This is a genomic window from Vibrio sp. SG41-7, from assembly GCF_014164465.1.
GTDB lineage: Bacteria > Pseudomonadota > Gammaproteobacteria > Enterobacterales > Vibrionaceae > Vibrio > Vibrio splendidus.
This window is the reverse complement of the sequence record NZ_JACJFF010000128.1, coordinates 1-14,273: the sequence shown is the minus strand read 5'-3', so window position 1 is coordinate 14,273 and position 14,273 is coordinate 1. Positions and strand designations below refer to the sequence as shown.

The following is a 14,273-nucleotide window of genomic DNA, read 5'->3' as shown; positions in this document are numbered from 1 at the left end:
TATAAGTGAGTCCTGGACAAAAGCTTCAAAAGCCCTGGCTAGCATCTCGCTTCTTTCTATCCAGTATTTTCGCGCTCCCTTCTGGCCTGCCAGTTTCTGTGATTGATTGAAATACTTAGTACCAGAGCAAAGTTGCTTAGTAATGATATTCCTCATAAGGAGAATGTTTTTCCTGAACTTATCAGGTGCGTTTCCATGTCTACGCCAGTAATAAACTCACTGATCAATTTACCCTCATATCCTCTAGACCTTGCCAGAAGTGCATCAACTCCGTGGAACCACTCGTGAGAAATTGCACCAGGTCCACTCCGCCGAGTCAAATTGATGATATTTAGGTCTGGCTCATAATGGGCGCTTGCTTTCCCCTGCCCCCTTGCGCCGAAAGCTATGCCAAGTTGTCCTCCAAGCCCTATCCATCCGTCTGGTATCTCTAATATATGAGCTAATACCTTGAATGCATAAAAGCTATTGTTTACAAACAGTTGACGCTCTTTGTCTGGCATAGAGCTCCCAAACTGAACTCCTCTAAAATTGAACGTGTTTATGAATTGTTCTGGTGTAACATCATAGCTGAGCTGTATGCTTCTTATCGTTTCGATTTTCTTTCTGGGGATATAGGGCGATACATTCAAATTAATGTGACAACGTAACGCATTTATAGCATCCGTTTCACTTTTGAATTTGTTAGGGAACTCTTCTGTTTCTTTATATACAAACCGTTTTCCTTGTCGGTAGAATCCCCCCTCGAAGGCCACCGGAAATAGGTCAACATTGTATGGCTTGATTGTATAAGGCCACCCTAATTTTGGCAGCAAATGAATTAAAGATGATTGTCGTAGCGCCAAAGCAAACGGAGTTTTGTAGGTTCTATTTTCACCTCTACCAACAGCGTACAATGGGTAAACATCTCTAATATGTTGCCTACCAGTTTTCTTAGGAATACCCATCCGACTCCGAAATCGTTCCGGTAGCAACTTTACATCATCATTGTCAGCTACGTTTTCAAACAACTCTTGCAAAACCAGTAGTGATTTTTCGTATGCGTTTGTCCATTGCTCTTGACTGACAGATGGCTGAGCTGGACGGGGGTTATTCCTCCAACCAGAATAGTAAACCGATAAATATGCGCATACTTCAACTGACAGACCATCATCACACAATTCTTGCCAATTAGGTTCCGGCCAAATTGATTTAAGGCTAATGTTTGTGTCGCCGTTATCTTTCCCTAATACCAAATGCTTCTTTGCAAAAGGTAAATACTCTCCGGTGTCGTCTAACTTACCCATATAATAAGACTCTTGGTTCTACTATAGAATTACACTTATACACCAGAGAACACTTAGTTAACTAACGCGGAAATGCCCAATCTCGGCAGATTAATAATGAGTAGAAACGAAAAAACCCCACACATGATGGGGTTTGTTTGATCTAATAATGACAGTTCTAAGCTGGGGTGTGATTACCCTTTGGGCCCTTGCTATCACCTTCTTTTTGTCCAGCGCCCCATTTGCTTTGCAAGCGGCTCAGCTTTTTTCATTGCTTCTTCAACTACCATTGGGTTTCGAAGATGTTGCGGCATATCCATAGTTATTCTCCTTTGGTGAGACGAACAGACCCATCAGGTTTGGTTCCCCTCAGTAATTAGATGGTCCGGTAGCTAAAATGCTACCGGAGTTTATTAACAATCTGATCTGCTTGTTCTGCAAACGGCCCAGAGTAATGTATGTCCATTTTTTTTTGAACACCAGACAGTTCCAATTATTAATTGGTTGAAGTTTCTGTTTTTGTAACGTTGACGCATCAATTCTAGATAGGCGCTCTCATCACCTTCCCACCCCAAAGGAGGTGAGAAGGGACAAGTAGCTTCGTTACCTGGCTCAGTGTTTACTTCTGCTAGGTTATACACGCCCATAAGCACCAGCCCTACGCGCAATAAACTCGCGGAGTGTACTAATCGGCGGGAATCCCATCTGTCCTTGAGTTACCAGAACATCGTTCCAATCTATACCTTTTGCACGAGGTGGAATAGGCAGCTTAGGTAACAGCACATGAACTGTATATCCTTGCTTTTCAAGCTTAGATTTCAGCACATTTGCGGAGCGTTCCCCTGTTAGCGACTTATCCTTATCTGCAAAGATAACGACAGTGTGGATGTCTAACTCGTCTGGAACTTCAAAGTTTTCCAAAAGAGTAGCATTCACTGTGGACCATGTAGGGATGTGAGTAGCACGGAACCCAGACAATGCTGTTTCCAAGCCTTCTGCCAAACCTAATACTCCTTCTGTTGGCATACCTAAGCGAACTGCACCGCCAGTGACACTCAATCCATCAGGAACAGGCATCATCTTTTTAGCGCATTCTACTTTGGCCTTCTTACCACATTTGGTCAAATATGTACGATGTAAAGTAACCAAGTTTCCTTTCGCGTCTCGGATGGCTTGTACTGCGGCTGGAAATTTTCCAACCTCATTACCATCTTCATCGTAATAGGACATACTTGGGTGGAATCGCAGGCTGTCTGTCTGTTCTACTACATCATGTGCAAACAAAAGTTTGCGATTGACGAAATAGGCACGTAACGGCTCAGCTGCTGCACAGTTAAAGGGCAAACATTCATTCCAGATCTTCTCAATTTTTTCACAAAGGCGAGCATTGTAAACACGTTCGCGTTCAGCTCTCTTTTGCATTTCCTCTTGAAGTTCCATCAACCAAGGCTTTGACTGCTCAGCAAAGAGCGGAACAACCTTGCTTTCTGAATGTTCTTGTTCAACTACGGCTTCTTGGTGATGCTCAACAGGGCTACATGAAGAATGATTATTCTCATATTGTTCTGTCGGAACATTTGAATCAGCCCATGACTCTTCGTTATAAGAACCAGGAGCAGAGTGAGAGACATAGCTGCTGTTTGAAACCTTTGCCTGCGCTACAGACTCTGGTTTAGCAGTACGAACACTCTTAGTTTTCACTTCAACCACCCACGTATTGCGATGTGTTTGAACTGGTTTCTCACCAATGATCTCCCTAGTGCCTTCTTCAAATACAGGCTGCATTACGGTAACAGCTTCACGTCCCAAATTTGTGAGAGTGACTTCATCACCATATACAGCACCGCATTCTCCGATTGCTCTTTCTAGATCAACGCCCCAAATCTTACGTTCATTTCCCGTTGATAAACGAATGTAAGCAAAATAGCTTGGTTCATTTATCGGGTCGTCCTGGTAAGGAGCTTGACCGTGAGCAATTAAAGTGCCCTGATACTTAGGGCGACGATTTGGATCGTATTTGGTGTTATTCACTTTTGCTGGAGCAGATTGCTGTGCTCGGCGCGGTGAACTTGTATTATTGGAGCTTTGCTGACGCTTGAAATGCTTTGGAGCCATCAACAAGTCACCAACTTGCTGTAGGCATTCAGCAAAATCCCACCCTCTTGCTTGGTTTAATAGCTCAAAGCCATCATGCCAAGAACCGCAAGAACAAATAGCACCCCCTGTTTCGTGAGCATCTTTGAACATACGGAAGTCTTTTTTGCCACCATGAAACGGACATGTAACATGGGACTTTCCCGCTTTTTTGAGTGCTGGTTCCAGTTCAGGCATTAAATGCGCCAAAATGAAAAGCCATTGACCCTTAGCGAGGCTACGAACTTCGTCTGCTTTATAGAAATATGAGTTATCCATAGTGTTTCTCCCTTAGCTGAAACCCCGATATCGAGGCTTCCCTAAGTCCCCCGTATCAGGGGCTTTAGGGAAACCCCGACACTGGGAAAAAATAGCCAAGGAGGCTCCCCTACCGGAGATGCTCTCCCCGGCTGGGGTTTAATTTTGGGCTATTGACCATTAACTCTGCGTATGGCCTTACCCAAGAAGGATTGCATCAGGTGATTACCTGATGATTTGAAGTAAGTTAGCCAGTCGATCCAATTCCACTGAGCGTAATCATCAAGAGATGGAGGGTTAAAAGCTCCCCAAATATTACTGTTTACGCCTTCGCGGAGAACGCAAGCTACTTTCTCGATTACTTCTTCTTTACTCATTAGAGTAGAGATTTTGCAAGGAGGCATCATAATGAGGCTCTCTGCTTGCTCATGAGTAATCTTCTCTATAGTGCCATCGTTGATATCCACGACAAACGCTTTGATATCTGGCCCTTGTTCAGACCAAATCCAGTACGTTATATGCACGGGGTTAACGCCAAGTCCAACCGGAACTATTTGAGTTCCAGATGGACGCAGTAACCAAACGAATTTACCGCTTGGATTGCTTTTGAAACGTTCGAGCTCTTTACCATCAATCTCCAAATCAGATTTGAAATGGAGAGGTAGTTTTTCCGCATTCGAAATTTCAAGCATACGTTGTTGCAGATGTTGCAGAATTGCAATGTTAGACATAGGTGTACTCCTACAGTTTGCAGGTACACCTGGCCCATGTCGGGTTGGTGTACCCGACTGGGTTATGAAGGGCGAAAGAGAACTTTCACTTAAATTGAATGCTGTTTGTTTTTAGCGACCAGCTATCGCGTCTTCACTCTCGATGAGAGTAGAATTCGTCACTTTCCGTTAGGTACTCTATAACACCTAAGGGAAAGTGGGGGCTTTCGCCCCTCACTGTTAATCATCGTAGAAATATCCTTGCTTGTCACACGACTCTGATGCCGAATAGGCTTCATATCGCGCATTTTCGTTAAACGAAAATTTCAGAGGATAAGCAATTGAAGGCGGAGTTTGCTTTGTTAAACGTCCATTCCATTCATGCTGTTCCATTGTGCCAGATACTCCATCGACGGTGAACATTTCATCATAACTATTTATCTTTACAATCGGGAAGTCAAACAAGCCAAGAGCTTCTATCACCATCACCTCGTCTGAACAAGCATAAACTTGCTTGTTCTTATCTCGGTAAAAATCAAAGCCACAGCTCAGATAAACCCCTATGATCCGCAAAGTTTCGTCATCCATTCCAGATGCAATGTTCTTATCTAAGTTTGCTTTTGCCAGCCAGACATGGGCGTTGACTCCACCAAATATGCCATAGCCCTCGTAAGCATTTTCCTGTAATGGTTTCTGACCATGAGGTTGTAGTAAGTAAACAGTGCGAACTTGACGTCCAGAATATACATTCGAGATGCTTTCTTTTGAATCACACGTTTTCCAGCTAAAAAATCCCATAGTGTTTCTCCTTCAATTATTTAAATCGAAGGGGGTTGCCCCACAAGGGGAGCAAGCCCCCCTCTAGGGTTAAGTAAAAATGTTAGGCCGCTTTACGAACTAACGATTCCTGCATTTGATGATGTTCTGATATAGCATTGTTGAGCTATATTTTACGAACTTCTGCTATGGCATTACTGACCAATTCGCGGCGGTAACTTCCATAACTTCTGTCATTAACATCTATAACCAGGCCACCTATAGATTCAGATGCTAGTTCCTCTTCCGTCTCTCGGTCGAGGATCTTAGCTTCCAACCTCAGATAGCGCTGCTTACCATCAACAATATCCTGTATTGTTTGTAATGCTAACTCTTCGTCCCAGCATCCAATATCAAAGTCATGCTCGGGATGCTCTTTAAGCTGGACTGTGTAGTCAGCTGTATTAAACTCCCAGGAAACAACTTCTTCGTATGGCGTACCTTCCACCAGCGCATAGCCTTCGGCTTCAAGCTGTTGGGATGTAGATTTGATGTCATGTTCGAGATGACTCACAAAGTCGTTCCAAATGCTTTGCCATCTAGTGATGTGCTCATCAGTCACTTCACCTGTTACCAGACCAGCGGCACGAATCACTTCAAAATGCTCCTCAGAGAAACTTTCAAAATCGACTTCATGACAAAGATCCATGCAGTTATAGTGGCTGTACCGATGCCCATGAGAGTTTCGCTCAATCGACATTCTGCAACATCCTATATCTGCTTCCCTTAATATTTCCAACATAGATAATGCTTCTTTACGAACCAAAAGGTTTTTTACGCGAAGTACGGCGTTTTCACCTGCTGTATTTGGGTCATAAATTCGCAGCATAAGCTTCTCTAGATCATCCTCATCGAGGTTTCCATAGAAACTCATACCATCACCTTGACAGTAACTAAGGCTGTACTCGATTGTCAGACCGTCTGGGTAGCCAAGTTTTTTCAGTTGGTTATTGAAATGAGTTTTAATCATAGCTATCTCCTTGTTTTTTTTTGAGGAGACACCTCCCCCTAAGGGATTGGTGCCCCCTTAGGGTTTTAATGATTTCGGATTTAATAGTTAAGCACAGATGTCCAAAAGACCTTTCCGAGCGATCAACTGATGCTCTTCAAAGTCTTCCGGTGCAGAAGTGTCATAACCTTCACCATCGCTGTAATCTGGAGTACCCAGCACGATGATGTTGCCTACAACAGGTGAATCTGCACCATGTAATATACAACCGAGCTTGATACCGCTACTGAACAGTCCTTCTTCATCAAGATAAAGACTTACTGTTTTTCCATTCGATAGCTCCCAATCAAAGCTCTGGACCATGCTACAGCCGATTAGCTTATACATAGTTTGTAATCCGTCTTCTTTTGGAATATCGACTGGAGTGCAGCCTTCTGCGGTTATTAAATAGCCTTTGTTAGTGGCCTTAGACATTGCTTCATCACAAATTGACATGGAATCCTCCAAATATGTCATTGAGGGACACCAAGGCCCCAAAGGGGCTTTGATGCCCCGTTAGGGTTTAAAGATTGGTTTACTTATACGGTCACAGCGTCGATATCTAGGTATTGGCGGCAACCTGTTTTAGGGTGACAGCGGTGGCGAAAATTGTGCTTACCACCTTGCGTACCCATGTATTGCCAACACTCTCCAGTAACTGACTCTTCACAAACCGCGTCGCCATTATTTAATGGATGTTGGGCCAATTCGTTCCACATTTTGTCCCTTTCATCTGTATTTCTTTGTACTAGTTTGAAGTCATTATTATTCATACTTCGGTACTCCCAACCCACTGCTTTCCAAGGTATGCCTCAACTCCCATACGGGCCCATTCCGAAGAGATGGTTAACATGGAAAGTGTTTCATGAGTCCAAGGTGCAGTTGGCTTGATTCGTTTGAGCTCTTTGCCTTCGAGATCTGTCAGAATAAGATCTGATTGTTCATTTCCAGCAAGAATATCTGGCTCTCCCGGACGCTGATCAGTAACAAATTTGATGTAGCAACCTTCGTCATCGCTACATGACAGCAATTTATCTACTGACAAGTTAAGTCCAGCACCGAACCATTGATCTATTGCTTCGATCTCAGGGAAATCAGATTTCAACTGAGATACAACGCCAATCATCTTGTCGAGAGCATCTTGGAACTCCAGCGCATTGCCAGCTGCCACTTCAAGTTTGCACTTGATATATGCAGCGTAGGTATCGCAGGCTTTCACCAGTTGCTGTTCATAGCCACCTGGGGCAAATGCTTCCGCGACTGCACCTTGAAGCTCCAAAGGTAGCGTGTGAATTAACTGCTCCTCAGCAGCTTTTTCAAGTCGCTCGAACTCCCTCGCCAAAGTGTCATTAGCCTTTTTTACTGGCGTCACAACATCCTGACAGAGAACTTCGGCTACATCATGTAGTGCTGCGTGGGAAAGCATTTTGGCAAGATCGACCTTGTTCCCCTTTTGGTTTGCGACATGACCAGCGAGAAGAGCAAGCAACGTAACGGTAGCACTATGCTCCAAGACTGATTCAGGCTGTACTGAATGCATCAGTGACCAGCGTTTTATCAATCGTTGACGCAAAGCAAGTGCTAGGAATCCATAGTTTGAATTTGACATAGTATCCTCCAATGAAGTTTGAAGGGTACACAGTTACCACATAGGTCCCGTGTACCCATGTGGGTTAAGTTGTGAGAGTCCTTGTGGACTGTTCTTGAGGTGTATTTTCGGCCTGACACCGAAATATTTAATCAGATTTCTGATGGAATGTATTCCATTCAGAATGTAGTTGCTGCTTGTAGGCCAGCTACCTTTCAACGTCAGCAAAGCCGACATTTTTTTTAGTCTATCGCCAATCCAAATGGTTCACAAAACGTCTATTTGCCCTTTTAGGGCGTTTGGTTCTCATAAATTTCAAGAGCATGGAACGGCTTGTCATTGAAATGATGGTAAGACCACATAAAGTCGATATGGCAGATCGCAGACTCAGAAACAATTCGAAACTGCGGTTCGGCCATACGTCGATTCCATGCTGTGTCTTCAATTAAGCCACGGTTTAACTTCTCAGCTACTTCCATAGCTCGCTTAGCCTCGACATAATCCATTGATACGCAAACATGCAACAAGCGCTCTAGAAATTTCGGGCTATACACATCAGGTTGGAGTTTAAGTAGAGTAGGTCACTGGCTTCGGCACAACCCTTATCCAGCGACCCCTCTTCAATTCCGAGCATGAGGTTTTCCCTCACACGGCTTTCACGTAGATACCCCCGTGCATGCACGGGATACTTACTGTTACAACTCCATGCGGAGTTGACCAGAATCCTTTTCGCCCTGGTGTCTAACGTAATTCGCTATAACTTGTTCATTCACGCCTACGCTACTGACAAAGTAACCTGGCGACCAAACAATGTTCTCTTTCCAGTAAACCTTACTCAGCCAACTGAACGTTTTTCGCATGTGGTGCGACGATTGGCTTTTTAGTTTACCCATGACGTCTGAAATACTGTATTTCGGTGGGATAAGCATCATCATATGCAGATGATCTTCATCAAAGCCTATCGTCTCGATCTCAACGCCAGGTAAGGGCGGGATCGAACTTTAACTACTGAAAATAAAGAATTTTATTTTTTAGGGAACTTTTCTAGATAGTCACGATCTGATCATGAAGTTAAAAAACATGAAAAATTCGAACATGATTATCATTGAGCAGTTAAAAAAAGTGAAAGACACTCGTTCTCACATCAACCAAGTTTATCCTGTTATGGAAATCGCTTTCTTGGTCATCACCGCCATGCTTTGTGGGCAAAACAAGTGGACTGATATCAAGGATTTTGGTGAAGGAAATATCGAATGGTTGCGTGAGTACTTTCCCTATGAAAATGGTCTTCCAACTCGGCACAATATAGCGGCGATTATGAGAGCGATAGTGCCTGAAACGCTCTTGGAAGCTATGGTGGGTTGGGTTAATTTGCATAGAGATAGGCATGCTCAGCCCATCATCAGTGTTGACGGAAAGGCTCTAAAAGGAGCGAAAGCAAGCAAACAGGCGCAGCACCCTCTTTATATGGTTTCCGCCTTTGATGTTGAGGAAGGTCTGACTCTCACACACCAACCTTGTGACGGCAAAGGTATGGAGCTAACTGCGATAAGAAACATGTTAGACGCTTTAGATATTAACGGATGTTTATTGACAGCTGATGCTCTGCATTGCCAGGTTGAAACACTAAATAAAGTGGTTGATAAAGGTGGGGATTTCTTGGTGCAAGTCAAACTGAATCAGCCAAGTCTACTCGCTGAGATTGATGCGCAGTTCCAAGGTTATTGGGCTCTGCCTGAAGATAAACAGGAATCATACGTCACGGAAGATAAAGGACATGGCAGAAAAGAGGTACGCGAGGTTTACGTACTCCCCGCAGCCTTCAGTGAAGCTCTCAAAGAAAAGTGGCATGTCGTAAAAAGCATCGTTGCAGTGGTGAGAGATAGGAGTGTCAAAGGGAAAGGAAGCTATGAAACTTCGTACTACGTTTGCACAGACCATTTGTCTTTAGAGTTAGCGTCAACGGCGACAAGAAAACATTGGTACATCGAGAATCAACAGCACTGGGCTTTGGACGTTATTTTCAAAGAAGATGAGCAGCGAATTCACGCAGGGGACTCAGCGTTGAATATGGCTTGTTGTCGCCGCTTTGTGCAGAACTTATTTAGAAAATCCGATGGAAACTTGTCTGTCCCAAGGAAGATGAACAAAGCAGCTTGGGACAAGGATTACCGAGAAAAAATTCTATTTACATCAGTTTAACAAAGTATATTCGCCCCCTTTCAAATATATGCACTTAATAACTTCATCCTCAAGCTCTCGAATATTCTCCATACATATTTGTGCGAATGTTTGAATATTTTCTTCTCTGATCTCTACTTCGGAAACAACACCAGACTTTGATGCCAGAAAATATGCTGTTGGTTTAGGGTGTTGGAATAATCGCTTGACGCAGTACAGTTATCTTCATGATTAGCTTGCCTGGCAATCGGTTCATTGAGGCAACGCATAAACCAGCTGATATCACTGAGCCTTGAACGATAGGTCGCAATAAGATGTTTTAGTTGCACCACTAAATGCTCATCGATGACTTCGCCCTTAGCGAATTTTTGCGTTAGCGCCGTACCGTTAAACAGTTTATGCCACTGCTGTACAACGTCCCTATCTGACCATGAGTTTATTTGCTCGATATCAATATAAAGCACCACATGCAGATGGTTACTCATCACGGCATAGGCAGCAACATCAATCGCAAACACCTCGCTTAGCTTGAGTATTTGTTCTTCGACCCAACCACGGCGATGGTCGTAGTTCTTCCCTGAGTATTTATCATCGCCGCATAGAAAGGCGCGCCGCACTACGCGGCTGCAACAGTGCTAATAGGGAGTGTCTTCGAGGCTAATTAGGGTTCGTCTTGGGCGCGGTATACAACCTCCTTGTTAAATGCTTAAATCAAGCTTAGTCGGAGGTTGCTTTTTATGCTATTAACTATGGCTGTCTATGTATTTCATCTAATTCTACACTTTAAACTTATTGACCAATTCACTTAGCTGCCTTGTCTTGCTCGCTAAGTCTTCGCACATGAGAGTCGAATCTGCAATTCTGCTATTCACTTCGTCGGCAAGGCCAACAATGCTCTGGACACTGTGATTCATTTCCTCTGAAACAGCTGTTTGTTCCTCCGAAGCGCTTGCAACTTGGGTGTTTAGGTCATTGATCTGAGTAATAAGAGTTGACATATTGCCGAGAGAATCTGAGACATTTTCACTTTGTGAGACCGTCTCTTGACCGCGTATTTTCGATTCTGCCATGACCTGTACCGCTTTAGCCGAGCCCGATTGCAATCGTTCAATCATAGCTCGGATCTCTTCTGTACTATCTTGTGTTTTACTGGCTAATGATCTTACCTCATCAGCGACTACAGCAAAGCCACGGCCTTGCTCTCCCGCACGGGCAGCTTCAATCGCTGCATTAAGAGCGAGCAGATTAGTTTGCTCGGCAATCCCTTGAATAACGGTCAAGACTGAGACAATTTTTGTCACGTCTTGTTCAAGACTTGAAATGACTGTTGATGCTTCTTCAATTTCACTGGCTAGCTTATTAATAGTTTGAATCGCACCGCCTACCACTTCTTTCGCATCATTACTCACGCTGTTCGCACTATTTGCGACGTCAGACGCGTTATTTGTGTTGTTGGAAATCTCTCTTGACGTTGAGGAGAGCTCATTAAATGCGGTTGCTATTTGATCTGTCTGCTCGCGCTGCTCATCAACTTTCACTGATGCCGCCTGCGTTGTCGCTAACATGTCCTGCATAGAGTTGGCCATGTCGGCGCAGTTGGACGAAACTTGTTTTACGATCACGTGGACGTTATCAATAAAAGCATTAAATTCCATGGCGAGTTCGCCCATTTCGTCGTTGGAATGAACTTCCATTCTTTTCGTTAGGTCACCGTCACCTTGTGCAATATTTTTGATTCGGTTGATTACCTCTTTTATTGGGTTGATAACCAAACGCACTAGTACGACGGTAAAGAAAATGGCCATTGCAGCGCCTATGACTGTCGCTGCTATCATTAAACTCAGCGTATTACTTTTAACTTTATTAATAGCACTGATTTGCCCTTCGATAGTGGCATCACCCGATTCTTCAAACTTTTCTAGTATAGCGAGAAGATTCACCGATGATTGCTGATAGTCATCGTACGAGGCCTGGTAAGTTTCAGTTGCCGTAATGAGGACTAAAAGACTCGCTTCATAAGATTGAAAATACTCTTCGTATAAAGATTTGTATGTTCTGTCGCCCCAACTTCCTCCGGCTGAAACATCAAACCGCCCGGTACTGAGCATTTCGTTCGATGCTTCCTTTTGAAATTCAATAGCACCCAGTATTTCTTCTTTTGTTTCTTCTGCGTCGCCCTCTTGCGAAAGAAAGCGACCTACATGATAAAGTCCCCAAAGCAAACCAATATTGGATTCCATGCCGCCATCGGCTGCAGCCCAACGTTGGTCTAAGTCGCCTTGCCAACGGTAAAAGGCAGTGGGGTTGGCCTCTATTTCTTCAACTGCGCCGTCTCCGATTTCTTCCATTTCTTCACCCAACTGGACAAACTCGGCAACGAGCAGGTTAAATGCGTTTCTTTTGGTATCGAAGTCTTGGTAAGTGCTAAACAAAGCTTGAGTACGAGTTTGGTGCAGTTCAATTGCATCAGTGACTGTTTCGACTTGGTCTCTTGCCATCAAGCCCGCCTTGATGAGTCGGTTTATTGCTTCATCAGCAACGTCAACTGCCTCGTCGAAAGTAGTGAGGTTTTGCTCATAGTCTTCACCCGAAACTATAGCCGCAACAGCCAACATCTGCCCTTGGATACCTATCGTCCCTTCCATCGCTCCGTCGGCTGTATCCCAGGCTGGACCAGTTATAAAAGCAAGGTTGTCAGATAGCCTTTGAATGCCATATAAGCCGACGCTGCCCACAATAATGAGCATTAAAGTAAGGATGCTGAATCCAAGGATTATTTTCGATTTTATCGTTCTTAAATTGGCAAATAACATGGTTAACTCCAAAGCTTCGCTGCTGGCCACTCTTCAAGATAGTTGTCTTAATTTCATCGGTAAAAAATCGTTATCGGTTGCAGGATAGCTTTTCTTTAGGGAAACTGCGAACAAGTCCTGCAATTTAGGTATCGAGCGAGGTTTTGAGCGGCCCGCCTGATTTTTGAACGCTAAGTGTTCAATTTTGGCCAACATACTGCCGTTTTACACCGAATTTCGACCTAATTCCAGGCTGTTCCCGGATTTCAGACAGATCTTGGCTGTCGTCGTAACATCTGGTCTACTTTAAACAGGTTCGCCAAGGTGAATAACATGGCTAACTGTGAGTCATTTTTCGTCAGCCCTTTATAGCGTGCTTTGATAAAGCCGAACTGACATTTGATGATCCGGAACGGGTGTTCTTCCTTCGCCCGAATACTGGCTTTTAAATACTCGATGTTGATAGCGGTTTTATTCTTGCGGGGATGCTTCTTCAGCGCCCGAACTTTGCCAGGACGCTCTGCTATCAGCCATTCCACATTAGTATCTTTCAGCTCTTCGCGTTTTTCCGCGCCTTGATAACCAGCATCACCAGAGATGAATTCCTCGTCGCCATGCAACAGATTTTTCAACTGGTTCAAGTCATGTTCATTGGCGGCGGTTGTCACCAGCGTATGAGTGAGGCCACTCTTTGCATCCACGCCAATGTGAGCTTTCATACCGAAGTGCCATTCATTGCCTTTTTTAGTCTGATGCATGTCCGGGTCACGTTCATTCTTTTTATTTTTAGTGGAGCTGGGTGCTTGAATAATCGTTGCATCGACCAATGTTCCTTGCGTCATCATCACACCGCAATCTGACAGCCATTGATTGACCGTTTGGAATAACTTACGAGTGAGTTTGTGTTTTTCCAGCAAGTGCCGGAAATTCATAATGGTAGTGCGGTCAGGAATGGCTTTATCCAGTGACAGTTGTGCAAACTGACGCATCGAAGCAATCTCGTAAAGCGCATCTTCCATCGCCTCATCACTCAGACTGTACCATTGCTGCATACAGTGAATGCGGAACATCGTTTCCAGTGGATATGGACGACGACCATTGCCCGCTTTTGGATAAAAGGGCTCAATCACTTCCAGCAGTTGAGTCCATGGTAACAGGTTGTCCATCCGAGATAAGAAAATCTCTTTACGGGTCTGGCGGCGCTTGCTGGAAAACTCACTATCGGCAAAAGTTAACTGTTGGCTCATGGGCGGTAATGGCTGTGATTTACTATGTAGCTATCATAGACAGGATCTTAAGGGCTAAGTGGTTTATTTAGATAGAAAAAAGGCTTCATTTATGATCAGATAATCGTCGCCAAACAAACCACCTACATCAACCGTGAAGCCGATGACGATTATCTCCCTACAAAAGCAGTTTAAGCAATTCTTTAATGCTGAAAGCCTTCAAAAAATGGCGAAAAGCACAGGACTTATGAAACGGTGTCGGGCGATCTTACCCGACCAGCTAGTGATAAGCCTAGTGGCCGCTTTGAGCAAAGGA

General features: G+C 44.1%; 15 protein-coding genes and 1 pseudogene. 2 read left to right on the top strand and 14 right to left on the bottom strand.

What is annotated here, in order from left to right:
- From H5300_RS28530 to tnpA, 11 genes are all read right to left on the bottom strand, one after another.
- The coding region (locus H5300_RS28530) for an LPD1 domain-containing protein (RefSeq protein WP_220503555.1) at positions 1-156 on the bottom strand (156 nt) is incomplete at its 3' end.
- On the bottom strand, positions 153-1,286 hold the full coding sequence (locus H5300_RS22285; protein WP_182796928.1) for a hypothetical protein: 1,134 nt from the start codon (positions 1,284-1,286) through the stop codon (positions 153-155). The genes H5300_RS22285 and H5300_RS28530, both read right to left, overlap by 4 nt.
- Positions 1,287-1,898: 612 nt before the next feature.
- Entirely contained in the window at positions 1,899-3,677 is a 1,779-nt protein-coding gene (locus tag H5300_RS22280; RefSeq protein WP_182796927.1) for a toprim domain-containing protein, read from the bottom strand.
- A gap of 149 nt (positions 3,678-3,826) precedes the next feature.
- Positions 3,827-4,387, bottom strand: coding sequence for a hypothetical protein (locus H5300_RS22275; RefSeq protein WP_182796926.1), 561 nt, complete (start codon positions 4,385-4,387; stop codon positions 3,827-3,829).
- Between the two features lie 219 nt (positions 4,388-4,606).
- Positions 4,607-5,164 carry a hypothetical protein gene (locus H5300_RS22270; protein ID WP_053309095.1) on the bottom strand — a complete coding sequence of 186 codons (558 nt, stop codon included), beginning with the start codon at positions 5,162-5,164 and terminating at the stop codon, positions 4,607-4,609.
- 145 nt (positions 5,165-5,309) lie between these two features.
- Positions 5,310-6,152 carry an NgrC gene (locus tag H5300_RS22265; protein ID WP_182796925.1) on the bottom strand — a complete coding sequence of 281 codons (843 nt, stop codon included), beginning with the start codon at positions 6,150-6,152 and terminating at the stop codon, positions 5,310-5,312.
- 87 nt (positions 6,153-6,239) lie between these two features.
- Entirely contained in the window at positions 6,240-6,626 is a 387-nt protein-coding gene (locus tag H5300_RS22260) for a hypothetical protein (protein ID WP_014386770.1), read from the bottom strand.
- Positions 6,627-6,709: 83 nt separating this feature from the next.
- Complete coding sequence (locus H5300_RS22255) at positions 6,710-6,943, bottom strand: 4-diphosphocytidyl-2C-methyl-D-erythritol kinase (protein WP_182796924.1); 234 nt, start codon at positions 6,941-6,943, stop codon at positions 6,710-6,712.
- A complete protein-coding gene (gene yfbR, locus H5300_RS22250; RefSeq protein ID WP_014386768.1) occupies positions 6,940-7,779 on the bottom strand; it encodes a 5'-deoxynucleotidase in 840 nt (279 codons plus the stop codon). The genes H5300_RS22255 and yfbR overlap by 4 nt, the downstream gene beginning before the upstream one ends.
- Before the next feature lie 269 nt (positions 7,780-8,048).
- Positions 8,049-8,264 carry a hypothetical protein gene (locus tag H5300_RS22245; protein ID WP_259397907.1) on the bottom strand — a complete coding sequence of 72 codons (216 nt, stop codon included), beginning with the start codon at positions 8,262-8,264 and terminating at the stop codon, positions 8,049-8,051.
- Between the two features lie 189 nt (positions 8,265-8,453).
- Positions 8,454-8,729 carry an IS200/IS605 family transposase gene (gene tnpA, locus H5300_RS22240; RefSeq protein WP_310736183.1) on the bottom strand — a complete coding sequence of 92 codons (276 nt, stop codon included), beginning with the start codon at positions 8,727-8,729 and terminating at the stop codon, positions 8,454-8,456.
- A 124-nt stretch (positions 8,730-8,853) separates the two neighbouring features.
- Between tnpA and H5300_RS22235 the strand changes: the two genes are divergently transcribed.
- Positions 8,854-9,960 (top strand): ISAs1 family transposase, encoded by a 1,107-nt coding sequence (locus H5300_RS22235; RefSeq protein WP_182796929.1) that lies wholly within the window; start codon positions 8,854-8,856, stop codon positions 9,958-9,960.
- A gap of 113 nt (positions 9,961-10,073) precedes the next feature.
- Here the strand turns inward: H5300_RS22235 and H5300_RS22230 are convergent, their stop codons facing one another.
- From H5300_RS22230 to H5300_RS22220, 3 genes are all read right to left on the bottom strand, one after another.
- Positions 10,074-10,556 carry a hypothetical protein gene (locus H5300_RS22230; protein ID WP_220503554.1) on the bottom strand — a complete coding sequence of 161 codons (483 nt, stop codon included), beginning with the start codon at positions 10,554-10,556 and terminating at the stop codon, positions 10,074-10,076.
- A 159-nt stretch (positions 10,557-10,715) separates the two neighbouring features.
- Positions 10,716-12,752 (bottom strand): methyl-accepting chemotaxis protein, encoded by a 2,037-nt coding sequence (locus H5300_RS22225; RefSeq protein ID WP_182796923.1) that lies wholly within the window; start codon positions 12,750-12,752, stop codon positions 10,716-10,718.
- A gap of 245 nt (positions 12,753-12,997) precedes the next feature.
- Entirely contained in the window at positions 12,998-13,978 is a 981-nt protein-coding gene (locus H5300_RS22220; protein WP_182796922.1) for an IS5 family transposase, read from the bottom strand.
- 142 nt (positions 13,979-14,120) lie between these two features.
- Between H5300_RS22220 and H5300_RS22215 the strand changes: the two are divergent.
- Positions 14,121-14,273, top strand: a pseudogene (locus H5300_RS22215) (IS4 family transposase); the annotation flags it as partial.

What these genes read in the sequence shown, in the direction of transcription:
- H5300_RS22225 (WP_182796923.1), bottom strand. Translation starts at nt 12,752, where the DNA reads ATGTTATTTGCCAATTTAAGAACGATAAAATCGAAAATAATCCTTGGA.
- H5300_RS22235 (WP_182796929.1), top strand. Translation starts at nt 8,854, where the DNA reads ATGATTATCATTGAGCAGTTAAAAAAAGTGAAAGACACTCGTTCTCAC.
- H5300_RS22265 (WP_182796925.1), bottom strand. Translation starts at nt 6,152, where the DNA reads ATGATTAAAACTCATTTCAATAACCAACTGAAAAAACTTGGCTACCCA.
- H5300_RS22220 (WP_182796922.1), bottom strand. Translation starts at nt 13,978, where the DNA reads ATGAGCCAACAGTTAACTTTTGCCGATAGTGAGTTTTCCAGCAAGCGC.
- H5300_RS22245 (WP_259397907.1), bottom strand. Translation starts at nt 8,264, where the DNA reads ATGGATTATGTCGAGGCTAAGCGAGCTATGGAAGTAGCTGAGAAGTTA.
- H5300_RS22280 (WP_182796927.1), bottom strand. Translation starts at nt 3,677, where the DNA reads ATGGATAACTCATATTTCTATAAAGCAGACGAAGTTCGTAGCCTCGCT.
- H5300_RS22275 (WP_182796926.1), bottom strand. Translation starts at nt 4,387, where the DNA reads ATGTCTAACATTGCAATTCTGCAACATCTGCAACAACGTATGCTTGAA.
- H5300_RS22255 (WP_182796924.1), bottom strand. Translation starts at nt 6,943, where the DNA reads ATGAATAATAATGACTTCAAACTAGTACAAAGAAATACAGATGAAAGG.
- yfbR (WP_014386768.1), bottom strand. Translation starts at nt 7,779, where the DNA reads ATGTCAAATTCAAACTATGGATTCCTAGCACTTGCTTTGCGTCAACGA.
- H5300_RS22260 (WP_014386770.1), bottom strand. Translation starts at nt 6,626, where the DNA reads ATGTCAATTTGTGATGAAGCAATGTCTAAGGCCACTAACAAAGGCTAT.
- H5300_RS22270 (WP_053309095.1), bottom strand. Translation starts at nt 5,164, where the DNA reads ATGGGATTTTTTAGCTGGAAAACGTGTGATTCAAAAGAAAGCATCTCG.
- H5300_RS22285 (WP_182796928.1), bottom strand. Translation starts at nt 1,286, where the DNA reads ATGGGTAAGTTAGACGACACCGGAGAGTATTTACCTTTTGCAAAGAAG.